The organism is Janthinobacterium kumbetense (assembly GCF_023703445.1).
GTDB lineage: Bacteria > Pseudomonadota > Gammaproteobacteria > Burkholderiales > Burkholderiaceae_D > Janthinobacterium > Janthinobacterium kumbetense.
The window spans coordinates 554,159-580,190 of record NZ_JAMQGR010000001.1 but is presented as its reverse complement, the minus strand read 5'-3'; the positions used below and the strand labels follow the sequence as shown (position 1 = coordinate 580,190).

20 protein-coding genes are annotated in these 26,032 nt (G+C 65.4%); 16 read left to right on the top strand and 4 right to left on the bottom strand.

The features are described from left to right. The first annotated feature begins 24 nt into the window (after positions 1 to 24). Entirely contained in the window at positions 25 to 1,704 is a 1,680-nt protein-coding gene (locus tag NCG91_RS02490; RefSeq protein WP_251348432.1) for a putative bifunctional diguanylate cyclase/phosphodiesterase, read from the top strand. After that, positions 1,701 to 3,197, top strand: coding sequence for an HDOD domain-containing protein (locus tag NCG91_RS02485; protein ID WP_251348431.1), 1,497 nt, complete (start codon positions 1,701 to 1,703; stop codon positions 3,195 to 3,197). The genes NCG91_RS02490 and NCG91_RS02485 overlap by 4 nt, the downstream gene beginning before the upstream one ends. 86 nt (positions 3,198 to 3,283) lie before the next feature. On the opposite strand, the gene aroC is transcribed toward NCG91_RS02485, so the two are convergent. Next, positions 3,284 to 4,378 (bottom strand): chorismate synthase, encoded by a 1,095-nt coding sequence (gene aroC / locus NCG91_RS02480; RefSeq protein ID WP_046682932.1) that lies wholly within the window; start codon positions 4,376 to 4,378, stop codon positions 3,284 to 3,286. Between the two features lie 421 nt (positions 4,379 to 4,799). Here aroC and NCG91_RS02475 point away from each other — a divergent pair, with 421 nt between their 5' ends. Then, a complete protein-coding gene (locus NCG91_RS02475) occupies positions 4,800 to 7,061 on the top strand; it encodes a putative bifunctional diguanylate cyclase/phosphodiesterase (protein WP_251348430.1) in 2,262 nt (753 codons plus the stop codon). A 69-nt stretch (positions 7,062 to 7,130) separates the two neighbouring features. Here the strand turns inward: NCG91_RS02475 and NCG91_RS02470 are convergent, their stop codons facing one another. Both NCG91_RS02470 and NCG91_RS02465 read right to left on the bottom strand, forming a co-directional pair. After that, the gene (locus NCG91_RS02470) at positions 7,131 to 7,577 is read right to left on the bottom strand and encodes a CBS domain-containing protein (RefSeq protein WP_010398828.1); all 447 of its coding nucleotides are present in this window, start codon (positions 7,575 to 7,577) and stop codon (positions 7,131 to 7,133) included. 224 nt (positions 7,578 to 7,801) lie between these two features. Continuing rightward, entirely contained in the window at positions 7,802 to 8,425 is a 624-nt protein-coding gene (locus NCG91_RS02465; RefSeq protein WP_251348429.1) for a 2OG-Fe(II) oxygenase, read from the bottom strand. A 284-nt stretch (positions 8,426 to 8,709) separates the two neighbouring features. Here NCG91_RS02465 and NCG91_RS02460 point away from each other — a divergent pair, with 284 nt between their 5' ends. Genes NCG91_RS02460 through NCG91_RS02445 form a run of 4 tightly spaced genes read left to right on the top strand, consistent with a single transcriptional unit; the run spans position 8,710 to position 14,292 of the window. Then, entirely contained in the window at positions 8,710 to 10,020 is a 1,311-nt protein-coding gene (locus NCG91_RS02460) for an O-acetylhomoserine aminocarboxypropyltransferase (RefSeq protein ID WP_251348428.1), read from the top strand. A 1-nt stretch (position 10,021) separates the two neighbouring features. Further along, positions 10,022 to 10,834: an alpha/beta fold hydrolase gene (locus NCG91_RS02455; protein ID WP_251348427.1), complete on the top strand. Its 813-nt coding sequence runs from the start codon at positions 10,022 to 10,024 to the stop codon at positions 10,832 to 10,834. Between the two features lie 33 nt (positions 10,835 to 10,867). Further along, positions 10,868 to 12,271, top strand: a complete 1,404-nt coding sequence (locus NCG91_RS02450; protein WP_251348426.1) for a PoNe immunity protein domain-containing protein — start codon at positions 10,868 to 10,870, stop codon at positions 12,269 to 12,271. A 29-nt stretch (positions 12,272 to 12,300) separates the two neighbouring features. Further along, positions 12,301 to 14,292 carry a DUF6630 family protein gene (locus tag NCG91_RS02445; protein ID WP_251348425.1) on the top strand — a complete coding sequence of 664 codons (1,992 nt, stop codon included), beginning with the start codon at positions 12,301 to 12,303 and terminating at the stop codon, positions 14,290 to 14,292. A gap of 20 nt (positions 14,293 to 14,312) precedes the next feature. Here the strand turns inward: NCG91_RS02445 and NCG91_RS02440 are convergent, their stop codons facing one another. Beyond that, entirely contained in the window at positions 14,313 to 15,689 is a 1,377-nt protein-coding gene (locus NCG91_RS02440) for a YihY family inner membrane protein (RefSeq protein ID WP_251348424.1), read from the bottom strand. A gap of 67 nt (positions 15,690 to 15,756) precedes the next feature. Here NCG91_RS02440 and wrbA point away from each other — a divergent pair, with 67 nt between their 5' ends. The 9 genes from wrbA (at position 15,757) to NCG91_RS02395 (ending at position 26,002) form a co-directional block, all read left to right on the top strand. Continuing rightward, entirely contained in the window at positions 15,757 to 16,365 is a 609-nt protein-coding gene (gene wrbA / locus NCG91_RS02435) for an NAD(P)H:quinone oxidoreductase (RefSeq protein ID WP_251348423.1), read from the top strand. Then, on the top strand, positions 16,365 to 16,775 hold the full coding sequence (locus tag NCG91_RS02430) for a DUF2069 domain-containing protein (RefSeq protein WP_251348422.1): 411 nt from the start codon (positions 16,365 to 16,367) through the stop codon (positions 16,773 to 16,775). Before wrbA ends, NCG91_RS02430 begins: the two co-directional genes overlap by 1 nt. An 11-nt stretch (positions 16,776 to 16,786) precedes the next feature. Then, positions 16,787 to 18,202: an FAD-binding oxidoreductase gene (locus NCG91_RS02425; RefSeq protein ID WP_251348421.1), complete on the top strand. Its 1,416-nt coding sequence runs from the start codon at positions 16,787 to 16,789 to the stop codon at positions 18,200 to 18,202. Beyond that, positions 18,199 to 18,627 carry a DUF4124 domain-containing protein gene (locus NCG91_RS02420; RefSeq protein ID WP_251348420.1) on the top strand — a complete coding sequence of 143 codons (429 nt, stop codon included), beginning with the start codon at positions 18,199 to 18,201 and terminating at the stop codon, positions 18,625 to 18,627. The genes NCG91_RS02425 and NCG91_RS02420 overlap by 4 nt, the downstream gene beginning before the upstream one ends. Beyond that, positions 18,615 to 21,206, top strand: coding sequence for an FtsX-like permease family protein (locus NCG91_RS02415; RefSeq protein ID WP_251348419.1), 2,592 nt, complete (start codon positions 18,615 to 18,617; stop codon positions 21,204 to 21,206). The genes NCG91_RS02420 and NCG91_RS02415 overlap by 13 nt, the downstream gene beginning before the upstream one ends. Continuing rightward, positions 21,206 to 22,282: a lipocalin-like domain-containing protein gene (locus NCG91_RS02410; protein ID WP_251348418.1), complete on the top strand. Its 1,077-nt coding sequence runs from the start codon at positions 21,206 to 21,208 to the stop codon at positions 22,280 to 22,282. The genes NCG91_RS02415 and NCG91_RS02410 overlap by 1 nt, the downstream gene beginning before the upstream one ends. Before the next feature lie 77 nt (positions 22,283 to 22,359). Continuing rightward, positions 22,360 to 24,213 carry an ABC transporter transmembrane domain-containing protein gene (locus tag NCG91_RS02405; protein ID WP_251348417.1) on the top strand — a complete coding sequence of 618 codons (1,854 nt, stop codon included), beginning with the start codon at positions 22,360 to 22,362 and terminating at the stop codon, positions 24,211 to 24,213. A gap of 12 nt (positions 24,214 to 24,225) precedes the next feature. After that, positions 24,226 to 24,900, top strand: a complete 675-nt coding sequence (leuE, locus tag NCG91_RS02400; RefSeq protein ID WP_251348416.1) for a leucine efflux protein LeuE — start codon at positions 24,226 to 24,228, stop codon at positions 24,898 to 24,900. A 10-nt stretch (positions 24,901 to 24,910) separates the two neighbouring features. Next, on the top strand, positions 24,911 to 26,002 hold the full coding sequence (locus tag NCG91_RS02395) for a threonine aldolase family protein (protein ID WP_251348415.1): 1,092 nt from the start codon (positions 24,911 to 24,913) through the stop codon (positions 26,000 to 26,002). The last annotated feature ends 30 nt before the right edge of the window (positions 26,003 to 26,032 follow it).

Genomic DNA, 26,032 nt, shown 5'->3' with positions numbered 1-26,032 from the left:
GCTCGCCACGAGTTGGACAACCTCATGGAAGAGGCAGGCGACGTCGTGTTCCGGCTCGATACGGACGGCCTGATCCTGTTCGCCAGCAAGCGCGCGGCCACCCTGTTTGGCGCACCCGCGGGCCTGTCCGGCCATTTGCTGCTGCCGCTGGCCGCCGAAGCGTCGCGCGCGGCGCTGCAGGCGGCGCTGGAAGACGCCTTGGAAGAACCGGGCCGCCTGGAAGTGCGGCTGCAGACGCCGGACCAGGAAATCTGGTTCGAGCTGCGCCTGTCCTCATATATGAACGCGGCCGGCGTGGCCGAATTGCTGGTGGTCGGGCGCGACACGTCGGCCCAGCACAATACGGAAGAACGGCTGCGCCACATGGCCACGCACGATGCGCTCACGGGCTTGCCGAACCGTTTGCTGCTGTCGGACCGCATCCGCATGGTGATCGCCCAGGCCGCCCGTTCGGGCCAGGGCTTTTCCGTCGCCACGATCGGTCTCGATGGCTTTAAAAAGGTCAACGATGGCCTGGGCCACCCGGTCGGCGACGCCGTGCTGCGCCTGGCCGCGGCGCGCCTGCGCAAGACGCTGCGCGACAGCGACACCCTGGCGCGCGTGGGCGGCGATGAATTCGTCGCCGTGCTGCCCGGCAGCGCCACGGACGCGCAGATCAAGCTGGTGACGGGCCGCCTGCTGGCGACCCTGCAGGCGCCGTTCGAAGTCGATGGCCACACGATCTACGTGGGCGCTTCGGTCGGCGTATCGATCTATCCGCTGCATGCGGAAGATGAAGTGCGCCTGGTGGCGCTGGCCGATGCGGCCATGTCGCGCGCCAAGGAAACGGGCAAGGCCCGCTGCCTGGTCTACAGCCCGCGCCTGAACGGCCCGTCGGAACACGATATTTCGCTGGAAGCGGCCATGTTCCACGCCGTGCGCGAAGGCGAGTTTTTACTCTTTTACCAGCCCATCGTCGATGCGCACACGCGGCAGATCCAGGGTTTCGAAACCCTGATGCGCTGGAAGCACCCGACCCTGGGCCTGGTGCCGCCCGTGCGCTTCATTCCGATTGCCGAAGCCAATGGGCTGATCAACCTGCTGGGCGCCTGGGCGCTGAAGGCGGCCTGCGTGCAGCTCAAGCAATTCCAGGAAGTGGCCAAACGGCCGCTGTACATCTCCGTCAACATCAGCCCGCGCCAGTTCCGCAACGACAAATTCCTCGACATCCTCGACGACGCCATCGCGTTTTCGGGGCTGTCCGGCGAACACCTGGTGCTGGAAATTACAGAAGGCACCCTGATGATCGACCCCGTGCATGCGGAAACCATCCTCGTCAAGATGACGGAGCGCCGCGCGCGCATCGCCATCGACGATTTCGGCACCGGCTATTCTTCGCTCGCGTATCTGAAGCGCTTCCCCATTTCCGTGCTGAAGATCGACCGCACCTTCATCAAGGACTTGCCCGAATCGAGCAAGGATGCGGCCATCTGCAACACCATTCTCGACCTGGCCAAGCATTTGAACCTGTCCGTGGTGGCAGAAGGCGTGGAAACCGAGGAGCAGATGCACTTCATGGAATCGCGCGGCTGCCAGTATGTGCAAGGCTACCTGACGGGCAAACCGATGCCGGCGCACGCCGCGCTATCGGCCTTGAGCGACAAAACCTATGCGGCGCTGGTGCCTGCGCCGTCTGCCAATGAACCGCGCGGAGGGGTGCAATGAATCCAGGTCATTTCACGGCGCCGACACAGCTCGGCAAAAACACCCTGGACCTGCTGTGGGCGCGCACGCGCCAGCAGGGCGACATGCCCGGCTTCGCGAAGGCCATCAGCGCCATCCTCGGCGCCATGCGCGGCGAGGATGACCACGAATTCGACATCACGCAAACGGTGCTGTCCGACCCTGTCCTCACGCACAAGGTGCTGCGGCTGGCCAACAGCGGCATGTATTCCGCCTTCGGCCAGCGCGTCAACACGGTCTCGAAGGCAGTGCTGGTGCTGGGCATCGACGCCATCGGCCACCTGGCGCTGGGACTGAAACTGATCGAGGAACTGTCGCAGGCCTCGCCCGATTCCGTCAGCGCCCACGTGGAAATGGAAAAGGCCGTGCTGGCCGGGATGGTGGCGCAGCAGGTGGCCACCAGCGCCGGCAGCCTGCAGGCGGAGCAAGCCGTCGTCTGCTCGATGCTGCACACCCTGGGCCGCATGATGGTGACGTTCTACATGACGGACTTCTGGGCGCGCATGCAGGCGCATGCGGGTCCCGGCAACGAGGCGGCCGCCGCGCGCGAAATCCTTGGCCTGTCGCTGCCGGAGGTGGGCTATGCCACGGCCGCCCACTGGGGCTTGCCGCAACACCTGATCAACGGCATGCGTCCGATGGATCCGTCGCCGGACAATGCGCCCGTCAGCGGCGCCGACTGGATGGCGGGCCTGTCGACGATGGCGGCGCGCTGCGCCGACTCGCTGTGGCATGACGATGCGGCCGGCGCGGCGCAGGTGCACGCGCTGATCGACGATTATGCGGGCACCCTGGGCATCACCGCGACCGACCTGGTGGTGGCCGTGGACAAGGCCAAGGCGATGGCGGCGGCCGACCTGTCGATCGCGCCCCTGTCGAAACCGGCCGAGCGGCGCGCGCGCCAGCTGGCGTCGACGCGCATGCGCGCCGAAGGCAACCGCGTGCTGATCGGCGGCCTGGCCGACCTGCGCGGCGCCATCGGCAGCGCCAGCCCGGGCCAGATGGTCTCGATGGCGCTCGAAACGCTGCACCAGGGCTTCGATTTTTCGCGCTCGGTGGCGTTCGTGCGCAACCACAGGGATCATCTGTATTCGGCGCGCATCAGCATGGGCGAAGGCATGGCCGACTTGCAGGACCTGATGGTGTTTGGCGACGCGTATGAACCGAACGTCTTCCACGCGGCCCTCAACAGCGACCGCGTGATCTTCATCGACAACGCGCGCGACCCGAAATTTGCCGCCAAGCTGCCGCAATGGTGGAAAGCGACGCTGTCCGAAGCGCGCAGCTTCGTCGTGCTGCCCCTGTCGGCCAACGGCCACCCCACGGGATTTTTATACGGCGACTGGGACGACAGCTTCCCGCCGATCCAGTTGAACCAGACGGAGTTCAACCTGATCAACGATATCCGGGCGTTGCTGGTGCAGTCGGTGGAGATGCGCCATCAATTGGAATTGGTGGCGAATAAGGTGGCTTAATACTGTCAGTTCTCGCCACAAATGCAAAATCTGGGGTCGGACCCGGCGGGTCTGACCCCAGCTCTTCCGCCGCGAGCTGCTAAAACTTACTTCAACTTCGGCGTCGATACCGACACATCGCCGCATTGCGCGCGGTGCATCAGCGCGTGGTCGATCAGCACCAGCGCCAGCATGGCTTCGGCGATCGGCGTGGCGCGGATGCCCACGCACGGGTCGTGGCGGCCGAACGTTTCCACCATCACGGGATTGCCCTCCTTGTCGATCGAGCGGCGCGGCGTGCGGATCGACGAGGTCGGCTTGATGGCGATCGAGACGCTGATATCCTGCCCCGTCGAAATGCCGCCCAGGACGCCGCCGGCGTTATTGCCGATAAAACCTTCCGGCGTCAGTTCGTCGCCGTGCTCGGAACCCTTTTGCGCCACCGAATCGAAACCGGCGCCGATTTCCACGCCCTTGACGGCATTGATGCCCATCATGGCGTAGGCGATGTCGGCATCCAGCTTGTCGTAGATGGGCTGGCCCAGTCCCACCGGCACGTTTTGCGCAATCACGTCGATGCGCGCGCCGATGGAATCGCCGTCGCGGCGCAGCTGGTCCATGGCCTCTTCCATGCGCGCGATCAGGTCCGCGTCGCCGCTGGCGGCAAAGAACGGGTTCGCATGCACGTGCTCCCACGACTGGAACGGCACGGGAATGTCGCCCAGCTGGCTCATGCAACCCTTGAACGTGGTGCCGTACTGCTGCAGCAGCCATTTCTTGGCGATCGCCGCCGCGCCCACGACGGGCGCCGTCAGGCGCGCCGACGAGCGTCCGCCGCCGCGCGGATCGCGCACGCCATACTTGTGCCAGTAGGTGTAGTCGGCGTGGCCGGGGCGGAAGCTTTCCGCGATATTGCCGTAATCCTTGCTGCGCTGGTCTTCATTGCGGATCAGCAGGGCAATCGGCGTGCCCGTCGTGACGCCCTGGTACACGCCGGAGAGGATTTCCACCGTATCCGATTCCTGGCGCTGCGTCACATGGCGCGACGTGCCGGGCTTGCGGCGGTCCAGCTCGGGCTGGATATCGGCTTCCGACAGGATCAATCCCGGAGGACAACCATCGATCACGCAGCCGATGGCCGGGCCATGCGATTCGCCGAAAGTGGTAACAGTAAACAGCTTGCCAAAAGAATTGCCGGACATAGTAGGAAGTGTGAGGACTGGAAAACTCAATTCTACCAGCCTGCGGGGCATGCCATGCCGCTAATGCCGCAGCAAGGCCGATATTGCCCCGCCAAAATCGCCATTTTCAAATACCGTGTTTTTTTTCATATAAAAAACACCAAATATGAGTTGCAATCATGCAATTCAAGAAATATTGCTCCACAGAATAGACTTAAAAAAACATTTTGCTTATTAAATAGCTATATACTTGGATCAAAGCGCGCTACACAATACAGGTTACCAAACCGCATTTGGGCTGCGCCGAGAGCACGTCACAAAATGCCCAGGGCTAGGCGCGTTGCCGAAGACAGTACGCAAGTACGGCGAGGCAACGCAACAACGCCATGGGCTTTTTGTGACGCGCTCGTAAAAATATCGAGTCATCCTGGAGAAGCTATACATGCCCGCACCGATCATCCCCCTTGACGCCAACAAGGACGATCACGACGACCTGGTATTCCTCGATGAGCAACCAGCGGCGCCGCTGGCCGTCGCACCGCGCAGCGTCTGGCGGGTGATGATCATCGATGACGATGAAGACGTCCACTCCACCACCACTTTCGCCCTGGGCAACCTGGAAATGCAGCACCGCCCGCTGGAATTCGTGCATGCGTATTCGGCCGGCCAGGCGCGCGAACTGCTCAAGCATGAAGACGACATCGCCGTCATCCTGCTCGACGTGGTGATGGAACAGGATGACGCGGGCCTGCACCTGGTGCGCTATATCCGCGAAACCCTCAAGATGACGGATGTGCGCATCATCCTGCGCACGGGCCAGCCCGGCTATGCGCCGGAAATCGACGCCATCCGCGATTTCGACATCAACGACTACAAGACCAAGTCCGAATTGACGCGCATCAAGCTGTTTACCACGGTGACGGCAGCCATCCGCTCGTACGAGCAGATCCGTTCGATCAGCAGCAGCCGGCGCGGCCTGGACCGCATCGTCCACGCCAGCACGCAGCTGATGGCGCTGCACGGCGTGCAAAACTTCTCGGCCGGCGTGCTGGCGCAGATCGCCGACCTGCTGGGCATCCGCGCCGACGGCGTGCTGTGCGTGCAAGACTTGCAGGACAATGGTTCGCGGGAGCTGCTCGTCTCGGCCTGCACGGGCAGCTTTTCCAGCTTGCCGCACAGCGCCCTGTGCGGCCTGCAAAACCCCCGCGTGATGGCCGCCGTCGAGCACACGCTGGCGCAGCGGCGCAATGTGTATGCGCACGACTACGCCACCCTGTACTTCGCGGGCAAGGCCAGCCGCGACGCGGCCGCCTACCTGGTGCTGCCGCGCCCCCTTTCGGCCATCGATGAAAGCCTGCTGGAAGTATTCTGCAGCAACGTCGCCGTGGGTCTCGACAACGTCGAACTGGTGTCGCACCTGCACAATGCCGCCTTCTACGACCAATTGTCGAAGCTGCCCAACCGCACGCGCCTGGTGGAAATCCTCGACGCCACCCTGGCCGGCCCCGCGCGCGACGACGCCACCCTGTCGCTGGTGGACCTCGACCATTTTGCCGAGACCAACGACGCGCTGGGCCACCAGTTCGGCGACATGCTGCTCGTGGCCGTGGCGGGACGCCTGCAAACCCAGCTGGGCCCGCAGCTGACCGTGGCGCGCCTGGGCGGCGACATCTTTTGCGTGCTGGGCGACTCGTCGCAAGTCAATCCGACCAAGATCCTGGCCCTGTTCCAGGCGCCGTTCAGCATCGATGGCCAGGACGTGCAATTGTCCGCCACCCTGGGCCTGGTGCGGCTGGGCGAACATGCGGGCACGGGCGCCGATGCGCTGAAAGATGCCGATATCGCCCTGAAACGGGCGAAAAGCCAGCAACGCGCCGGGCATTTCTATTTCTCGCGCAGCATGGGCATCGAAATCCGCGAACGGGTGCGCATGATGCATGCGCTGCGCACGGCTTTCAGCCAGGGCCAGCTGTTTGTCGTCTACCAGCCGCAGATCGACCTGACCACGCGCCGCCCCGTGGGCGCCGAAGCGCTGCTGCGCTGGCAGACGCCGGACGGCAAGTTCATCTCGCCCGACCGATTTATTCCCATTGCCGAGTATTCCGGCATCATCATCGACCTGGGCGAATGGGTGCTGCGCACGGCATGCCGCGAACTGGTGCTGCTGCGCGAGCAGGGCCACCGCAACTTCGTCATGTCCGTCAACGTGTCGCAAGTGCAATTCCGCCACCCCCTGTTTTTGGAAATGCTGCGCGCCGCGCTGGAAGAGACGCAGGCGCCGCCCGAGTTCATCGAACTGGAAATCACGGAATCGATGGCCATGGAAGAGCCTGATTTATTGATCAAGATGTTGTGGCAGATCAAGCAAACGGGCGTGAGCATCGCCATCGACGACTTCGGCACGGGTTTTTCCTCCCTATCCTATTTGCAGCGCCTGCAAGTGGACCGCCTGAAGATCGACCGCGCCTTCGTGACGGAAATCACGGGTTCCGCGCGCGGCAGCAGCATCGCCGAAATGGTCATTCAGCTGGGCCGCAACCTGGGCCTGGCCGTGATCGCGGAAGGCGTGGAAGACGAGCGCCAGGCGCAGATCCTGCAGGCGCTGGGCTGCCCCATGGCGCAAGGTTTCCTGTTCGCCCGCCCCATGACGGCCACGGCGCTGGGCAGTTGGCTCAACAATGAAGCACTGCAGGGCGCGGCATAGGCGCCACCCTGGATAGACAATGCAAAACGCCGGCAGTTGCCGGCGTTGTTTTTACTGCATGAGTGAAGCTTAGTCGGTGGTTTCGGCCGGCCAGTCACGGATATAGGCCTTGAGCATCTGGTTTTCAAAGCTTTGCGCTTCGAGCACGGCGCGCGCCACATCATAGAAAGAAATGACGCCCAGCAAGGTCTTGGCATTCATGACGGGCAGGTAGCGCGCATGCTTTTCCAGCATGATGCGGCGCACTTCATTGACTTCCGTGTCAGGCGTGACGGTGATCGGGTGGTCGTCCATGTGCTTGCGCACGGTGCCGCCGCCGATCTGGCCCGCGTTTTCATGCAGCGCGTTCAACACTTCGCGGAAGGTCAGCATGCCGACCAGGTCGCCAAACTCCATGACCACCAGCGAACCGATGTCCTTTTCAGCCATGGTATTGGCCGCATCAAGCAGGGGCTGGTCAGGCGTGACCGTGTAGAGGATATTGCCCTTGACTTGGAGAATTTCAGATACTTTCATATTGGCCGTCCTGTCCGCGTGATTGGTATTTTAGTTATTCTAGCCCTTACTGCGACTGTAGCCTATGCCTGCGGAAAAATCCAGCCTTGCGCGCAATCAAATCGAGGGGGATTGCCGGGCAAGAAAAACGTAGCGAGCGGATGCGCGGCGCGGCCGAGAAGCGCAGCGGTACGCGAGTACCGTGAGCATCGCCGGCCGTGCCCCGCGACGCGCAGTAGTTTTTCTCACGCCCTGCGGCGGAACCAGCCGGCGATCGACAGGCGCTCGCGCGCCGTCGGCAACACTTCGTGCAGCATCTCGCCCGACATGAACATCGCCATGCGGCCCGCCTGCGGCGCGATATCGACGTGCTCGCCGCCCTGCGGGTGCAGGCGCAGCGCGCCGCCGTGCTCGGGCAGCCAGTCATCGTTGAGATACAGCACGACGGACACCGTGCGCTTGTCGTCGTCGCGGAAACGGTCCAGATGGGCCCGGTAAAAGGCGCCCGGCGCGTACAGGGCGAAGTGGCTTTCGTACTCGTCCAGCCCCAGGAAGAGCTCGCGGTTGAGCATGCAGCGCAGCGCTTCCATGTGTTCCAGGTAGCGGTCGCAAGCGCTTGACCTGCCCGTTTCCAGCCATTCGATATGGTCGCCGCGGATGTCCGGCTGCAACAGCGGCGCATGGCCGCTGCCCACGCCGGCGCCCTTCATCTTGCCGCTGAGCATGGATTGCACGCATTCGGCGGCCAGCTGGCGGCTCAGTTCAGGGGAGATAAAATGCTCTTGCATGAGCCAGCCTGCGTGGCACAGGCCGTCGACGATAGAAGGTCCGGGTACGGCAAGGGCGCCGTCGAACGATATTGCGGGCATAAAATCTTTCCTGGTGGACATGCGATGAGAGTTCGCCTGAAGCCCAGGATTTCGCTGGCACGTAGCAGCCTTCCCTGCGGCGCGGCGCACGCGCACAGGTCAAACAGCCCGAATATCGCTGATCCGGTATCCTACCACCGCCGCACCGCAGCGGTCACTTTTTTTACACTGCAGGTTACACACGCCCCCCGCCAGCACGGCGCCATGCGCCCTGCACACGAGCCCTTTTGCTCAGATGCAAATCAGGTTACGATCTTGCCACTATAAAACTTGGCGGAGACACCATGAGCGGCCCGAAATACCCCGGTTTCGACACTTTATCCCTGCATGCGGGCGCGGCGCCCGACCCGGCCACGGGCGCGCGCGCCACGCCCATCCATTTCACGTCCTCGTTTGCCTTCAAGAGTTCGGAGCATGCGGCTTCGCTGTTCAATATGGAGCGGGCCGGCCACGTGTACTCGCGCATCTCGAATCCCACCAACGCCGTGCTGGAAGAGCGCATCGCCGCCCTCGAAGGGGGCGTGGCCGGCATCGCCACGGCCAGCGGCCAGGCCGCCATGCACCTGGGTTTATGCACCATCGCGGGCGCGGGCTCGCACGTCGTCGCCTCGCGCGCCCTGTACGGCGGCTCGCAGAACCTGCTGGCCTACACCTTGAAACGCTTCGGCATAGCCACGACGTTCGTCGACCCGCGCGACGTGGACGCCTGGCGCGCCGCCATCCGCCCGAATACCAAGGTGCTGTTCGCCGAAACCCTGGGCAATCCCGGCCTCGACGTGCTCGACATCCCCCGGATTGCCGCCCTGGCGCACGAGCACCACCTGCCGCTGATGCTCGATTCGACCTTCACCACGCCGTATTTGCTGCGCCCCTTCGAGCATGGCGCCGACCTGGTATTCCACTCGGCCACCAAGTTCCTGTGCGGCCACGGCACGGCCATCGGCGGCTTGCTCGTGGATGGCGGCACCTTCGACTGGCAGGCGGCCTACGACAAGACGGGCCGTTTCGCCGAACTGTGCGAACCGTATGAGGGCTTCCACGGCATGGTCTTCGCCGAGGAATCGACGGTGGCGCCGTTCGCCCTGCGCGCGCGGCGCGAAGGCTTGCGCGATTTCGGCGCCGTCATGAGCCCGCACAATGCCTTCGCCATCCTGCAGGGCGTCGAAACCCTGGGTTTGCGCATGGACCGCCACGTGGCCAATACGCGCAAGATCATCGACTTCCTGCTGGCCAATCCGGCCGTGGAATCCGTGTCCTACCCCGAGCTGCCGTCGCATCCCGATTACGAACTGGCGAAAACCCTGCTGCCGAAAGGCGCGGGCGGCGTGTTCACCTTCCGCCTGCGCGGCGACCGCGCGGCCGGCCAGCGCTTTGTCGACAGCCTGAAGATCTTTTCGCACCTGGCCAACGTGGGCGACGCCAAGTCGCTCGTCATCCACCCCGCCTCCACCACGCATTTCCGCGTGCCCGACGATCAGCTGGCGCAGGCGGGCATCACGCAGGGCACCATGCGTTTATCGGTGGGGCTGGAAGACGCGGACGATTTGATCGAAGACCTGGCCCGTGGCCTGAAACTGTCGCAGAAAGGCGCCTGAGATGCTGTTCACCATCGACAATACCACCGCCTACTGCTACACGGGCGGCAAAGCTTTTGACCCGAATCAACCGACGGCCGTCTTCATCCACGGCGCGCAGAACGACCATTCCGTGTGGGCCCTGCAGACGCGCTACTTTGCCCACCACGGCTGGAACGTGCTGGCCGTCGACTTGCCGGGACACGGCCGCAGCGGGGGCAAGGCCAAGGACAATGTGACCGACCTGGCGCACTGGATCCTGGCCGTGATGGACGCGGCCGGCGCGCCCAAAGCCATGCTGGCCGGTCACAGCATGGGTTCATTGATCGCGCTGGAAGCGGCATTCCTGGCGCCCGGGCGGATCAGCCACCTGGCCATGTTGGGGTCCACCTACCCGATGAAGGTTTCGCCCGCGCTGCTGGAAACGTCGCTGAGCGATGTACAGGCGGCCATCGACATGGTCAATATCTGGTCGCACTCGTCGATCGCGCAAAAGCCGTCGTTTCCCGGCCCGGGCTTTTATGCCATGGGCGGCGCGCGGCGCCTGAAGCAGCGCATCGCCGCCCTCAACCCCGATCACGTGTTCCACACGGATTTTTTCGCCTGCAATGCCTACGCGAACGGCGAAATCGCCGCCGCTTCGGTACACTGCCCCACTTTATTCATTTTCGGCGCGCGCGACATGATGACGCCCCCCAAATCGACCCGCTTGCTGACTTCAAGCATCGCGCATGGCACCGTGGTGCAGGTCGACAGCGGGCACGAATTGATGGCCGAACAACCGGACGCCGTGCTCGACGCGCTGTTTGCGTTTGCGCAAAGCACGCCGGCATGACGCCACGCACATGTTTTTTAGGATAGATGCACCATGTTGTTGAATACCCTGTTTGACGAATTGACAGGCCGCGGCAGCGGCACGGAAGCGGCGCGGCGCGAACGCTATGAATGGCTGGAACAGCTGCGCTGCGCCAATCCGCAGGCGGCCGAAGGCGGTCCCATGGCCGGCATCCCGGGCCACCACTGGTACCGGCTGCCGCAGGCGCTCGGCGTGGCCGGACAAGAATCCGACCTGCTGGTCGGCACCCTGAACGCCCAGTACCTGGTGTTCGCGGGCCGCCACGCGGCGGCTTTCGCGGCCGAACTGGGCCTGCAATACGACGCCAACAACCGCATCGACCGCCCCGGCGGCATCGACGAACTGCTCGACGCCTATGAAGAACAGGCCGACGGCAGCTGGAGCACCGTGGCGGCAGGCCAGCCGGCGCCGCCGCTGGCCGGCTGGGACGACGTGTACTTCCGCGTGCGCGACCTGAGCGACGGCAAGGCCATCCAGAGCGTGACCACCATCGCCTACGAGAGCAGCCGCTTTCCCGGCTACACCCTGCTGGGCACGACCCTGGTGGGCGCGGGCGCCATCGCGCACGACGACGAGACGGCGCAGTATCTGCAACAAGTCTTCGCCGACTGGGCCATCCAGCGCGATTGCGCCGATGCCTGTCCGCCGGCATCCGCACCCTGGCACCATGCACCGCGCCAGGCGCCGCCCGAGACGTACGACACTGCGTTCGATTTCGCCCGCAACCTGGCCTACCTCGACGCCCTGCTGGCTGCCTATGTCCGCGCGCAGGCACAGGCACAAAACGATGGCGGCGACGACGCCTACTGGGCTTGCGCGGCCGCCAGCACGGCTTACCAGGTCTTCTCGCTGCGCTACACGGCAGGCTTGCCCTTGCCTGACGTGGAAACGGCGCTGGAAGCGGCCGTCGCCGCCTGCGAAACGGCGCGCGCAGCCCTGGCCGCGGCCTACGCTGACGATGGCTTGCCCGCCTTTGATTTCGAACAATTGACGGATTACGCGCGCACCCTGCAGCTGCTGGGCGCAAGCCTGCTGTTCAGCCGCCACGACCTGGCCAGGCGCCTGGCCGCCCTGCAGACGGCCTTCGATGGCGAAGATGGCGTGTACGAGGCGCTGCTGTCCGCCATCGATCCGCAGCGTCCCGCCGTCGACGAATGGTATTTCGCCGAACCCTATACGGCCCTGTACGACTGCCTCGACGCGGACGACCGCGCGCAGCAGCTCGAGCACCTGCAACACTACCTGGCCGGCTGGCACGGCGCGCTGGTGCGCGAAGACTGGTTCAACGGCCATTTGCGCGCGCAGGGACTGGGCGGCTACTACGGCCTGTGGGCCTTCGAAGCGGCCGCCGTGGCGCAACGCCTGGGGCTGGAGCGCGGCGCCTTGGCGCACTGGATCATGCCGCCAGCGCCCTGAATACCCCGTACACTTTTAGACAAATATCAATGATCAATACCGCAGCCCTGTTCAGCACCGCCTTCCTGCCCGGCCAGGCCGGCTTCGACACCGATACGATCACGGGCCTGGCCGAATGGCGGCTCGATACCCCCATGCTGTTCAAGCTGCTCATCGGCGCCGGCACGCAAGCCGTCGCCTGGCCCATCTACGGCGATGGCGAAGACTGCCCCTGCGTGCTGGCCGCGCCGATGGCGCAGGCGCAGGCCAGCTGGCAAGCCTTGTCCGCCCTGATGGACAGGCCGCGCGACGCGGCCGCCATCGTCGCGCGCGCCGGCATCAGCGCCCTGCTGGCGGGAGGCCAGGCGTGGCTGATCCTCGATTGCGTGCAGCTGATCCCGCACGATATCGACACGCCGCAATACGCGGCCGGGCTCGAAGCCCTGCGCGCCGAGGCGCAAGCCCTGCACTCTGCCCTGCAGCGCGGCGACAAGGAAGCGCTGGCGCCCCTGCTGGGTGCCGGCGCCGCATCGCCCGCCATTGGCTACTGGTCGGCCACGGCCGATGCGCAGCTGGCCGATGTCGAGGAACTGGATGCGAATGCGCTGCCGTTCCTGCAAGGCCTGGAAGTGCGGGAATGGGTGGAAGACGCTCTGTGCTACGCGGTGGCAGCGGCGGGGCAGCCGGACATTCGGGGTCTCGTCACGCCGTACGGCCGCTGGATCGCGCCGCTGTCGCGGGGCCTCGTTCACCTGGACGCCAGCGACGCGGACGATGGCTGGATCACCTTTGCCACGGCGGACAAGCCCGACGCGCACGGCGTCATGGACCTGAACGGCACGGTGGTGCTGGCGCCCGCGCCCGGCGACCTGTACGTAATCGGTCCCCACCTGCTCCACCAGGTCGTGCCGGACGGCCCCACCTGCCTCCGGCGCTTGCCGGACGGCGCACGGCTCCTCGAAGGCGTGGACAGCCTGTGCCAGCGCGACGATGGGTATATCGACTTCATGCGCCTGACGGGCGAACAGGACGAGCGCAATGTCCACGGCGTGCTGGACGCCACGGGCGCGATGGTGGTGCCGCCCGCCTACAGCTCCGTGCAGGATTTCGGCACCAAGAAAAAGATTGCCATCGTCAGCCAGCGCATAGCCGGCCGCTTCCTGTTTGGCCTGGTCGATAGCCAGGGCGAGCTGCTGGCACCCTGCCAGTACGAAGCCATCGATTGCGCCACGACGTCATCGCCGCCCAGGCTGCGCAAGAACCTGATCTTCGCCATCGATGCGCAAGGCCTGGCGTGCATGCTGACACTGGACGGCAAGCAGGCGTTTGTGCCTTTGTATCCGCCCGCCCACCATTTGCGCGGCGTCGCCGTGCAAAGCGACTTTTTATATGTCGTCAAGGATGGCATGGCCTGGAGCATGGATTTCACGGGCCAGCTGCTGGAACAGTTCGACACCGTGGAAAACTTCAAGGCGGCCATCACGGCCCAGTTGAGCGAGGCCATGGGCCTGAGCAAGAAAAAACCCGTCAGGCGCCGCAGCTTTACGCCCGAGCAAATCCTCGCAAAGGCCGACCGCGCGCAGTTGCGCAGCATGGCCGCCCTGCTCTTGCAAGGCGACGCGGACCTGGCCGCGCGCTGCGTGGACATCACGCTCGACGAGCTGGCGGAGGACGATCCGGAAGAAGAATACGAAGGCGACACGCCCGCAGCGGCCTGTTTCTTCCTGCTGTGGTCCACGGCCGCCCACACGCTGGGCCACGGCACCACCCTGGACTGGAAAGCCGTCGATGAAGTGCCGCGCATCGTCCAGCATATCGAGCTGCCCGCGCTGCGCGATTTTTCGTGGGCGGAGCGCGAGGATGGCGACGCGATGGCCGAGGGCCTGGCCGCCATCGCCGCCCACCTGGCGCCGCATCAGCTGCGCCTGATCAACATGCACGGCGGCGAAGACACGTATTATCTGGGTGTGGTGCGGGCGCAGGATGCGGCCGCATTCAAGGCAGCGGCGCTGCTGGCGGCCCTGCGGCCCGTGGTGTACTAAGACCGCTCAGTTAAGACCGCTCAGTTGCATTTGACGGCGCCGAAATGCTGCGCCAAAGTCAGGCCCAGTCCCTGCTCCACGGCGTTTTCCACCTGCGCCGCCAGGGCGGCCGCTTCTTCGGCCGCCTGGATATCGCGTTCATTGGTGGAACCGGCCGGATAGCCGGAGTTCACGCGCATGCCGCCGAAGACGAACAGCCGGTAGACGTCGGCCAGGCTGATGCGGTTGACATTGCCCAGCAAGACCCAGTGGTCGGAACTGTCGGCCACGCGCTTGCCCCACTGCACCCGCACGGCGCCCTCCACGTTGACTCTTCCCACCCAGCCTTGCTGCACCATCTTGTCGAGCAGGGTTTCCATTTCCTCGAAGCCCAGGCGCGTGCTGCGGCGGATCTCGGCGGCGCCGACCAGGGCCGAATCGCCGCAGTGGCAAGCCTGGTGCAGCACTTTCAAGATGGCGACGGCGTCGACGAATTCGCTGCCCGGCGCCGCCTCGTACCACCAGCGTTCGTATTTCACGACGGGCAAGGCGGCCACCAGCAAGGCGCCCACGAGGGTGATCATCCAGCTCAGGTAAATCCACACGAGGAACAGCGGCAAGGCGGCCAGTGCGCCGTAGATGCGCGAATAGGTGGGAAATTCCTGGATGAATTCGCCGAAGCCCCGCTTGGCCACCTCGAACGCCAGCGCCGCCAGCAAGCCGCCCCAGGCCGCGTCGCGCCAATCCACGTCGCGGTTCGGCACGGCGATGTACAGCAATGTAAACGCCAGCATGGTCAGGCCGATCGACACCAGCGTATAAAACACGGCGCCGAGGAAGGGCACGGCGCCCACCACCCCGCTGGTGGCCATGAAGAGGCGCGAGGTCACCGTCAGCGACACGCCCACCAGCAGCGGCCCCAGGGTGACGATGGCCCAGTAGACAAGCAAGCGCTTGGTCCAGCGGCGTTCCTGGCGCACGCGCCAGATGCGGTTGAAGACGCGCTCGATCAAACCCATCATGCCCACCGACGTGACGATCAGGGCGCCCGCGCCGATGGCCGACAATCGCGTGGCCTTCGAGGCGAACGTGGTCAGATAATCGAGGATGGTGTTCGATATGCCCTTGGGCATCACGCTTTGCACGAAATAATCTTCCAGCGCATGGCGGAAGGTATTAAATAGCGGGAAAGTGGTGAAGATCGCCAGGGCCAGGGTCAGCAGCGGCACCAGCGCAAACACGGTGGCGAACGTCAGGCTGCCGGCCACCTGCGGCAAGCTTTCCTCGCGCACGCGGCGGCGCGCGAACTGCAGCAGGTCGCGCGTTTCGGACCAGGTCAGGCCGCGCACGACGGCCAGCCCGATGCTCAGGGCGCGCCACAGGTATTGAAAGAACGGGAATATATATTTTGAAAACATGTGCAAAATCAGAACGGCGCCATGACAGCAGTCGTATCAGGCTGTAAAGCGCCCTATAATACCAATGATGAAGCCAACCAATCTGATTATTCTCGTATTGTTTTATTCACGCCATGGCGCCACGCGCCAGTTGGCCGAGTTGATAGCCCAGGGAGTGGAAAGCGTGCCTGGTTGCGATGCCCGCCTGCGCACCGTGCCCGCCGTCTCGACGGTGACGGAAGCGACGGCGCCGGAAGTGCCGCCCGATGGCGCGCCCTACGTGGAACTGGAAGACCTGCAGGAGTGCGCGGGCCTGGCCTTGGGTTCGCCCACGCGCTTCGGCAACATGGCCGCCGCCATGAAGTACTTCTGGGACGGCACGGCCAGCGACTGGCTGGCCGGCAGCCTGTCCGGCAAGCCCGCCTGCGTGTTCACGTCCACGGGCAGCCTGCACGGCGGCCAGGAATCGACCCTGCTGTCGATGATGATCCCCCTCTTCCACCACGGCATGCTGGTCATGGGCTTGCCCTACACGCATCCGGAACTGATGACGACGTCCACGGGCGGCTCGCCGTATGGCGCCACGCACTGGTCTGGCATAGACGGCGACAAGGCCCTGAGCGACGATGAAAAGCGCCTGGCCATCGCCCTGGGCCGGCGCCTGGCGGAAAACGCCGCGAAACTGGCGGGCGCGTGATGCACGGCGCACTGCACAAGTATTTTCACTGGGGCGCCATCGCCAGCCTCGTCACCCTGATCATCTGGTGCGTGCTGTGGGAAACCGTCGTCGCGCCGCTGCAGCCGGGCGGCTCCTGGGTCGTCCTCAAGGCGGCGCCCCTGCTCATTCCCCTGTATGGCGTCATCAAGCGCGACGTGTACACCCTGCAATGGTCGTCGATGGTGATCCTGCTGTACTTCACGGAGGGCGTGGTGCGCGGCTACAGCGACACGAACCCCGTCTCGGCCCGGATGGCCTGGGGCGAGGCGGCCATCGTCTGCATCTATTTTGCCTGCGCCGTGCTGTATCTGCGCCCATATAAAAAGGCCGCTAAGCGCATGGCCAGGGAATTGCTGGAAAAAGTGACCAAAGTGAGCATCAAGAAATGAACGACAAGCCCATGACTGACCAAGCCGACTTCCTCGCCGCCTGCCGCGACCTGCTGGGCGACGCCTACGTCCTCACCCTGGACGCCGACACGGCGCCCTTCCTCACCGACTGGCGCGACCGTTTCACGGGCAAGGCCCTGGCCGTGCTGCGCCCCGCCACCGTGGAACAGGTGGCAGCAATCCTGCGCGCCTGCGCGCAATGGCGCGTCCCCGTCGTGCCGCAAGGCGGCAACACGGGCCTGGTCCTGGGCAGCATTCCGGACGCCGCCGGCACGGCCATCGTGCTGTCGCTGGCGCGCCTGAACGGCATCCGCGCGCTCGATCCCGTCAACCGCACCATCACGGTGGACGCGGGCTGCATCCTGCAAACCATCCAGGAAGCGGCCAGCGCCGCCGGTTGCCTGTTCCCCCTGTCGCTGGCGGCCGAAGGCAGTTGCACCATCGGCGGCAACCTGGCGACCAACGCGGGCGGCACGGCCGTGCTGCGCTACGGCAACACGCGCGAGCTGTGCCTGGGCCTGGAAGTGGTCACGCCGCAGGGCGAGATCTGGAGCGGCTTGCGCGGCTTGCGCAAGGACAACACGGGCTACGATTTGCGCGACCTGTACATCGGCGCCGAAGGCACCCTGGGTGTGATCACGGGCGCCGTGATGAAGCTGTACCCGCAGCCGAAAGCCTGCATCACGGCGCTGGCCGCCATGCCTTCGCCCGCCCATGCCCTGCGTTTATTAAGCCTGATGCAGGACCATTGCGGCGCCAGCCTGACGGGGTTCGAGCTGATGTCGCAGTACTGTCTGCAGCTGGTGGCGGAGCAGTTCCCGCAGCTGCCGCGCCCATTCGCCGACGCCCACGGCCAGTATGTGCTGCTCGAATTGTCCAGCAGCCAGTCCGAGGCGCACGCCGTGGAATTGCTGGAAGCGAGCATCGGTGCGGCCCTGGAAGACGAATTGATCGAAGACGCCGTCGTCGCCAGTTCCGTGGCGCAGTCCGAGGGACTGTGGCAACTGCGCGAGCACATCCCGCTGGCGCAGGCGCAGGCGGGCAAGAACATCAAGCACGACATATCGCTGCCCATTTCCCGCATCGCCGATTTCATCGCCATCACGGATGCGGCCCTCGAGTCAGCCTTCCCCGGTTGCCAGCTCGTGTGCTTCGGCCACCTGGGCGACGGCAACCTGCATTACAACGTGGCGCCGCCAGCCGGCATGACGGACCAGGATTTCCTCGCCAACCAGGATGCGATCAACCGCATCGTGCATGACCAGGTGCACGCTTTTGGGGGCTCGATTTCGGCCGAACACGGCATCGGCGCGCTGAAAAAGGCGGATCTCGCCCGCTACAAGTCGCCGCTGGAACTGCAGCTGATGCGCGCCGTGAAGCAGGCGCTGGACCCGCAGAACATCATGAATCCGGGGAAGATATTGTGAAGCCCTCAACCCTCCTGCTATGCGCCATGGCCTTGCTGGCCGGTTCCGCCAGTGCGCAGGACGTCTACAAGTGCGTGAAGGATGGCCAGAGCAGCTATAGCGCCACGCCCTGCACGGCCGGCCAGTTGCAAATCCTGGAAATCCCCGCGCCGCCGCCCGCCGTCGACAAAGGCGCGGCCACGCGCCAGGAACGGGTGGCCAGCCAGATGGAAGCGGCGCGCAGGAAGCAGGAGCAGCTGGAAGACCAGGCGCGCGAACGGGGCGCCAGGCAGCAGGAAGTCCACGAGAAGCACTGCGCGCAGCTGCGCCTGGAACAGAAATGGGCGGCGCAGGACGCCGTCGGCGCGGGCGACAAGAACCGCGATGCGGCGCAATTGAAAGCACGGCGCGCCGGCGAACGCCTGGCCGTCGAATGCCTGCATTGAGTGCGCCGGCAGCCGATCCTGCGGGCACGCGCCTGCTGTCGCGCTGGCTGCTGCTGGGCGAATGGCGCGCGCATCCCGTGCGCGCCCTCGTCGCCATCCTGGCCATCGCCATCGGCGTATCGCTGGGCTTTGCCATCCACCTGATCAACGCGGCCGCCTTCAATGAATTTTCCACGGCCGTCAAAAGCCTGTCCGGCCAGGCCGACGTGCAGGTGGCCGGGCGCGAAGCGCTGTTCGATGAAGCCATCTACCCATGGCTGGCGCAGCGCGACGGCGTGGCTGTCGCTTCGCCCGTGCTGGAACTGCAGGCCACGGTGGCGGGCAAGAAGGATGGCGGCCCGCTGCACATCCTGGCGCTCGACGTCTTCCGCGCCGGCTTCATCTCGCCCGACCTGATCGGCGCGCCGGCCGAAGGCCAGCCTTTCGACACCCTGGCCGACGACGCCGTCTTTTTATCGCCGGCCGCCCTGCGCTGGCTGGCTGTCGCCCAAGGCGGCCAGGTCGCCCTGCAATCGGGCACGGGCACGGTGCCGCTGCGCGTAGCCGGTTCGCTGCAGCGCGCGCGCGCCGGCCAGCGCATCGCCGTAATGGATATCGGCGCGGCGCAATGGCGCTTCAACAAGCTGGGCAAGCTGTCGCGCATCGACTTGAAACTGCGCCAGGGCGTCAACCGCGACGCCTTCCAGGCCGAGTTGGCGCGGGCGCTGGAAGCGCAGTACCCGGGGCGTTTCCAGGTGGGCCAGCCGAATGACGAAAACCAGAATAGCCGCAACAATAACCTCAGCCGCGCCTACCGGGTCAACCTGACGGTGCTGGCCCTCGTCGCCCTGTTTACGGGGGCGTTCCTCGTCTTTTCCACGCAGGCGCTGTCCGTCATCCGCCGCCGCGGCCAGTTCGCGCTGCTGCGCGTGCTGGGCATGGAACGGGGCCGGCTGCTGCGCCAGGTGCTGCTGGAAGGCGCCAGCCTCGGCGTCGTCGGCGCCGGCCTGGGCATCGCGGGCGGCTACGCCATGGCGGCCGTGGCCCTGCGCTTCTTCGGCGGCGACCTGGGCGCCGGCTATTTCGCGGGCGTGCAGCCGCAGGTGCAATTCACGCCCGTCGCCGCCTTCGTCTATTTTATCCTCGGCCTCGGCGTCGCCCTGCTGGGCTGCGCCGCGCCCGCGCTGGAAGCGGCGCGCGCGGCACCCGCCATCGCCCTGAAATCGGGCAGCGAGGAAGTCGTGACGACGCGCCTGGCGAAAACCTGGCCCGCGCTGGTCTGCCTGCTGCTGGCCGGCGCCCTGACCTTCCTGCCGCCCGTGTTCGAGCTGCCCCTGTTCGGCTATCTGTCCATCGCGCTGCTGCTGATCGGCGCCATCGCCCTGATGCCGCAACTGGCCGCCGTCGTCTTCCGCTTCCTGCAGCGCGCCTGGCTGCGCACGGAGACCAGCCAGCATGCGCCCGTGCGCAGCCTGACCCTGGCCCGCCTGGCGAACGCCTCGGGCCAGGCCGGCATCGCCCTCGGCGGCGTGCTGTCGAGCTTTAGCCTGATGGTGGCGATGGCCATCATGGTGTCGAGCTTCCGCGTTTCCGTCGACGACTGGCTGCTGCAGATCTTGCCGGCCGACGTGTATGCGCGCACGGCCGCCAGCGGCGGCACGGCAGGCTTGAATCCACGCGAACAGGCCAGCATCACCGCCCTGCCCGAAGTGGCCAGGGTGGATTTCCAGCGCCTGCGCTCGCTGTCGCTGGCGCCCGACCGACCGAATGTGGTGCTGCTGGCGCGCCCGATCCTGCTGTCCGATCCGGGCAAGAGCATGGTGCTGGTGGGTGACACCCTGCCCGTGCCGGCAGGTAGCCGGCCCGTGTGGCTGTCGGAGGCGGCGGCCGACCTGTACAACGTCAAACCGGGCCAGCAGATAGCCCTGCCGCTGGCAGGCGGCTTGCACAAGTTCTTCATCGCCGGCATCTGGCGCGACTATGCACGCTCTTCCGGCGCCATCCAGATGCCGCTGGACGACTACCGCGCGCTCACGGGCGACCTCGATGTCAGCGACGCCGCCCTGTGGCTGGCCAAGGACGCCACGGGCGACGCGCTGCAACAGCGCCTGAAAGCGCTGCCGTTCGGCGCCAGCCTGGAAGTGTCGAATCCGTCGGCCATCCGCGCCCTGAGCCTGCAGATTTTCGACCGCAGCTTCGCCGTCACGTATCTGCTGGAAGCCATCGCCATCGTCATCGGCCTGTTCGGCGTGGCCGCCACGTTTTCCGCGCAAACCCTGGCGCGCGCCCGCGAATTCGGCATGCTGCGCCACGTGGGCGTGACGCGCGGGCAGATTTTGTCCATCCTGGCGCTCGAAGGCGGCGCGCTGACGGCGCTGGGCATTGCCACCGGTTTCATCCTGGGCCTGTTGATCAGCTTTGTGCTCGTCTTCATCGTCAATCCGCAATCGTTCCACTGGACCATGCAGCTGCACTTGCCGTGGCCATTGATCGCCACCGTGGCCGGCGCCCTGCTGACGGCGGCCGCCGCCACGGCGCTGATCGCGGGCAGACAAGCCTTGTCCGCTGGCCCCATCCGCGCCGTCAGGGAGGACTGGTAATGCGCCGTGTTTTCATCTTGTCATTGGCGCTGGCGCTGCCTGCGCTGGCCGCACCGCCCGCCTTTGCCCCCGTCACGCCGCTGCCGGCCGGCCAGACCCTGCGCCTGCCGCACGACTTCGGCGCCCATCCCGCATATAAAACGGAGTGGTGGTACGCCACGGGCTGGGTCAAAACCGCCGGCGGCGAGCAGCTGGGCTACCAGGTGACCTTCTTTCGCAGCGCCACGGCCACCGATACGGACAACCCCAGCGCGTTTGCGCCGAAACAGCTGATCATCGGCCATGCGGCCCTGTCCGACCCCAAGGTGGGCAAGCTGCTGCACGACGAGAAAAGCGCGCGCGAGGGTTTCGGCCTGGCCTACGCCAAGGTGGGCGACACGGACGTCAAACTCGACGACTGGCGCATGCAGCGGCAAACGGATGGCAGCTACCGGGTCAGCCTGGCCGCGCGCGAATTCAACTTGCAGCTGACCCTCGCGCCCACCCAGCCCGTGCTGCTGCAAGGCGTTGGCGGCTACTCGCGCAAGGGCGCGCGGCCCGCGCAATCGAGTTACTACTACAGCAAGCCGCAGCTGCGCACGACGGGCACGATCGCGCGCGCGGGCGGCAAGCCGGAAGCCGTGACGGGCGCCACCTGGCTCGATCACGAGTGGTCCAGCCAGGTGCTCGATGCGGACGCCAGCGGCTGGAACTGGATAGGCGCCAACCTCGACGACGGCGGCGCCCTGATGGCCTTCCAGATCCGCAGCAAGACAGGTGCTAAACTATGGGCGCACGCGACATGGCGCGACGCGTCCGGTAAGATGACGCAGTTCGCCCCAGGCGACGTCGATTTCACGCCCACGCAGCTGTGGCGTTCGCCCCGCACGCAGGCCGAATACCCGGTCGCCACCGAGATCCGCACGGGCGCGACGCGCTGGCAGATCAAGCCGCTGCAAGCGGACCAGGAACTCGATTCGCGCCGCTCGACGGGGGCAGTGTACTGGGAAGGCGCCGTGACGGTGGAGCGCGACGGCCAGCCGGTGGGCCGCGCCTACCTGGAAATGACGGGCTATGTCCAGCCGATGAAGTTATAAGCAATGCATAAAATGCCGGGGTCAGACCCGTCGGGACTGACCCCGGACAAGCAAAAAGTAAATCAAAGCGAAAAACAATGACAACCAGCACAGAAACAGGCAGTACCAGTACAGCAAGCACCGCATCGACTCCCGACACCGGCACCAGCCGCGAACTGAAAAAAGGCAGCCTGGCCGCCTTCAAGGGCTTGATGCCCTTTTTGACGCCGTACCGCAAGCAGTTCTTCCTGGCCGGTATCGCGCTGGTGGTGGCCGCCGCCTCCACCCTGGCCATTCCCGCCGCCTTCAAGCAGATGATCGACCTCGGTTTCGGCGGCGCGGCCGGCTCGAAGAGCATCCAGCACGTCGACCTGGTCTTCCTCGCCCTGTTCGGCGTGGCGTCCATCCTGGCGCTGGCCACGGCCGCGCGCTTTTACACGGTGTCGTGGCTGGGCGAGCGCGTCACGGCCGATATCCGCAGCGCCGTGTACCGCCACGTCGTCACGCAAAGCCCCGAATTCTTTGAAACCACGCAGACGGGCGAAGTCCTGTCGCGCATCACGACCGACACGACCCTGATACAGGCCGTCGTCGGCACCAGCATCTCGATGGCGCTGCGCAATGTGCTGCTGTTCCTGGGCGGCCTGGTGATGCTGTTCGTCACCAGCGCCAAGCTGGCGGGCATCATCATCGGCCTCTTGATCCTCGTCGTCGTGCCCATCATCGTGTTTGGCCGCAAGGTGCGCAAGCTGTCGCGCGACTCGCAGGACCGCATCGCCGACGCATCGGCCATGGCCGGCGAAATCCTCAACGCCATGCCCACCGTGCAAGCGTTCACGCACGAGAAAATCGAATCGAAACGCTTTGGCGACTCCGTCGAAGGCGCCTTCATGACGGCCATGCGCCGCATCCGCGCCCGCGCCCTCTTGACCATGATCGCGATTTTGCTGGTCTTCGGCACCATCGTCTTCGTGCTGTGGCTGGGCGCGCGCGCCGTGCTGGAAGGCTCGATGACGGGCGGCGACCTGGGCCAGTTCATCCTGTACGCCTCCATCGTGGCCGGCGCCATCGGCGCCCTGTCCGAGGTGATGGGCGAAGCGCAGCGCGCCGCCGGCGCCACCGAGCGCCTGCTGGAACTGATGGCCGTCAAATCGGAAATCGCCTCGCCGGCCACGCCGCTGCCGCTGCCCGCGCGCGCCGCGACCGGCGCCGCCTTGACATTGGACAATGTCATGTTCTCCTACCCGTCGCGCCCGGACACCCACGCGCTGGACCACGTCAGCCTCGACATCCGCGCCGGCGAAACGGTGGCCGTCGTCGGCCCTTCCGGCGCCGGCAAGACCACCCTGTTCCAGCTGTTCCTGCGCTTCTATGACCCGCAAAGCGGCAGCATCCGCCTCGATGGCGTGGATATCAAGCAGCTGGACTTGCACACCCTGCGCGACGCCATCGGCATCGTGCCGCAGGATACCGTGATTTTCTCGGCCGACGCCATGGAAAACATCCGCTACGGCCGCGCCGGCGCCAGCGACGAAGAAGTGATCGCGGCGGCGAAAATGGCGGCCGCCCACGAATTCATCGAGCGCCTGCCGAACGGCTACAAATCCTTCCTCGGCGAACGAGGCGTGCGCCTGTCCGGCGGCCAGCGCCAGCGCATCGCCATCGCCCGCGCCCTGCTGAAAAACCCGCCGCTGCTGCTGCTCGATGAAGCCACCAGCGCGCTGGACGCGGAATCGGAACGCCTGGTACAAAAGGCGCTGGAAGCGGCCATGGTGGGCCGCACCACCGTCATCATCGCCCACCGCCTGGCCACCGTGCAGCGGGCCGACCGCATCATCGTCATGGAAGACGGCAAGATCGTCGAGACGGGCACGCATGCGTCGCTGGTCGCAATGAAAGGCATCTATGCGAACCTTGCCGCACTGCAATTTCACAACGTACAGATCAACTAAGCAAAAACAGCCATGAACGCACTTTTCCACGCCAGCCTGGGCATCACCGATTTCTGGACCTTTTTATTGGGGACCATCTTCATCGTCATCCTGCCCGGTCCCAATTCCATGTATGTGCTGTCGGTGGCCGCCCAGCGCGGCGTGCGTCCCGCCTACCAGGGCGCCTTCGGCATCTTCGCCGGCGACCTGATACTGATGGTGCTGTCGGCCTGCGGCGTGGCCTCGCTGCTGAAAGCCAGCCCGGCCCTGTTCTACGTGGTGAAATACATCGGCGCGGCCTACCTGGGCTGGATCGGCCTGCAGATGCTGATCGGCTGCTGGCGCAAGCTGCGCGCGCCGGCACCGGCCGAAGGCGAAGCGGCGGCCGTCCCTGCCCCCGTCAAGGAAAGCGACCCATTCCGCAAGGCCCTGATCATCAGCCTGATGAACCCGAAGGCCATTTTGTTCTTCATTTCCTTCTTCATCCAGTTCGTCGACCCGGCCTTCCCGAATCCCGTGCTGTCCTTCATCGGCCTGGGCCTGATCTGCCAGGTGATCAGCTTTACCTACCTGACGGCCATCATTTTTGTCGGCGCGCGCCTGGCCGAGACCTTCCGCCGCCGTCGCCGCCTGTCGGCCGGCATGGGCGGCGGCGTGGGCGCCATGTTCATCGGCTTCGGCGCGAAACTGGCCACGGCCACCCTGTAAGGAAACCACCGTGACCGAACTCGAACTGCGCCAGCGCTGCCATACCGTCCTGCCGGGCCACCGCCAGCCCGCCCCAAGCGCCACCTTCGCCGCCATGGCCGCCTGGTGCGACGCCAACGATGTGGCGCACGATACCTACGGCGAAGGCGCGCTGATCGAACAGTTCGAGAACAAGATCGCCAGCCTGCTCGGTTTCGAGGCGGCCGTGTTCTGCATCACGGGCACCATGACGCAAGTCACGGCCCTGCGCCTGGCGTGCCAGGACCGGGGCTCGCGCCTGGTGGCGCTGCATCCCACCTCGCACATCCTGCGCCACGAGCGGGGCAACCATGAATTGCTCGATCACTTCAAGGGTTTGATGATCGGCGACCCGCACCGCCCGTGGACGGTGGACGACTTGCGCGCCGTGCCCGATCATCTGGGCGCCGCGCAGGTCGAATTGCCGATGCGCGAAATCGGCGGCCAGTGCCCTTCCTGGGAAGACTTGAGCCAGATCAAACAGCACTGCCGCGAGCACAATATTCACCTGCACATGGATGGCGCGCGCCTGTGGGAGGCGCAAGCGGGTTTTGGCCAGTCCCTGCCCGCCATCTGCGACGGATTCGATTCCGTGTATGTGTCGCTGTACAAAGGCATCGGCGGCCTCGGCGGCGCCATGCTGGCCGGCAGCCGGCCGTTCGTCGAACGGGCGCGCGAATGGTTCCGCCGCCAGGGCGGCAATATCGTGCACCGCACGCCCTGGGTGGTGGCCGCCGCCATGCAGTTCGACGCGCGCCTCGCCGCCATGCCGCGGTATTTTGCGCGCACGCAGTGGCTGTACGCGCTGCTGCGCGACTTCCCGGCCATTGCCGTCAATCCCGCCAGTCCGCAAGCGAACATGCTGCACCTGCACTTGCCCGTCTCGCGCGAACGGGCCATCGCCATCCGCAACCGGGTGGCCGCCGACCACGGCATCTGGCTGTTCAGCCGCGCCAGCCACGCAGCCCTCCCCGGCCACAGCGTGGTGGAATGGTATGTGGGAGACCAGTTGCTGGAACTGCCGGACGACAGCGTGCGGCTGGCCTTGACCCTGCTGGACGAGGCCATGCGCGCCAGGGATTAATTGACAATCGTGACACCAAAAAAAAAGCGC

What these genes read in the sequence shown, in the direction of transcription:
- NCG91_RS02490 (WP_251348432.1), top strand. Translation starts at nt 25, where the DNA reads ATGGAAGAGGCAGGCGACGTCGTGTTCCGGCTCGATACGGACGGCCTG.
- NCG91_RS02485 (WP_251348431.1), top strand. Translation starts at nt 1,701, where the DNA reads ATGAATCCAGGTCATTTCACGGCGCCGACACAGCTCGGCAAAAACACC.
- aroC (WP_046682932.1), bottom strand. Translation starts at nt 4,378, where the DNA reads ATGTCCGGCAATTCTTTTGGCAAGCTGTTTACTGTTACCACTTTCGGC.
- NCG91_RS02475 (WP_251348430.1), top strand. Translation starts at nt 4,800, where the DNA reads ATGCCCGCACCGATCATCCCCCTTGACGCCAACAAGGACGATCACGAC.
- NCG91_RS02470 (WP_010398828.1), bottom strand. Translation starts at nt 7,577, where the DNA reads ATGAAAGTATCTGAAATTCTCCAAGTCAAGGGCAATATCCTCTACACG.
- NCG91_RS02465 (WP_251348429.1), bottom strand. Translation starts at nt 8,425, where the DNA reads ATGCCCGCAATATCGTTCGACGGCGCCCTTGCCGTACCCGGACCTTCT.
- NCG91_RS02460 (WP_251348428.1), top strand. Translation starts at nt 8,710, where the DNA reads ATGAGCGGCCCGAAATACCCCGGTTTCGACACTTTATCCCTGCATGCG.
- NCG91_RS02455 (WP_251348427.1), top strand. Translation starts at nt 10,022, where the DNA reads ATGCTGTTCACCATCGACAATACCACCGCCTACTGCTACACGGGCGGC.
- NCG91_RS02450 (WP_251348426.1), top strand. Translation starts at nt 10,868, where the DNA reads ATGTTGTTGAATACCCTGTTTGACGAATTGACAGGCCGCGGCAGCGGC.
- NCG91_RS02445 (WP_251348425.1), top strand. Translation starts at nt 12,301, where the DNA reads ATGATCAATACCGCAGCCCTGTTCAGCACCGCCTTCCTGCCCGGCCAG.
- NCG91_RS02440 (WP_251348424.1), bottom strand. Translation starts at nt 15,689, where the DNA reads ATGTTTTCAAAATATATATTCCCGTTCTTTCAATACCTGTGGCGCGCC.
- wrbA (WP_251348423.1), top strand. Translation starts at nt 15,757, where the DNA reads ATGAAGCCAACCAATCTGATTATTCTCGTATTGTTTTATTCACGCCAT.
- NCG91_RS02430 (WP_251348422.1), top strand. Translation starts at nt 16,365, where the DNA reads ATGCACGGCGCACTGCACAAGTATTTTCACTGGGGCGCCATCGCCAGC.
- NCG91_RS02425 (WP_251348421.1), top strand. Translation starts at nt 16,787, where the DNA reads ATGACTGACCAAGCCGACTTCCTCGCCGCCTGCCGCGACCTGCTGGGC.
- NCG91_RS02415 (WP_251348419.1), top strand. Translation starts at nt 18,615, where the DNA reads ATGCCTGCATTGAGTGCGCCGGCAGCCGATCCTGCGGGCACGCGCCTG.
- NCG91_RS02410 (WP_251348418.1), top strand. Translation starts at nt 21,206, where the DNA reads ATGCGCCGTGTTTTCATCTTGTCATTGGCGCTGGCGCTGCCTGCGCTG.
- NCG91_RS02405 (WP_251348417.1), top strand. Translation starts at nt 22,360, where the DNA reads ATGACAACCAGCACAGAAACAGGCAGTACCAGTACAGCAAGCACCGCA.
- leuE (WP_251348416.1), top strand. Translation starts at nt 24,226, where the DNA reads ATGAACGCACTTTTCCACGCCAGCCTGGGCATCACCGATTTCTGGACC.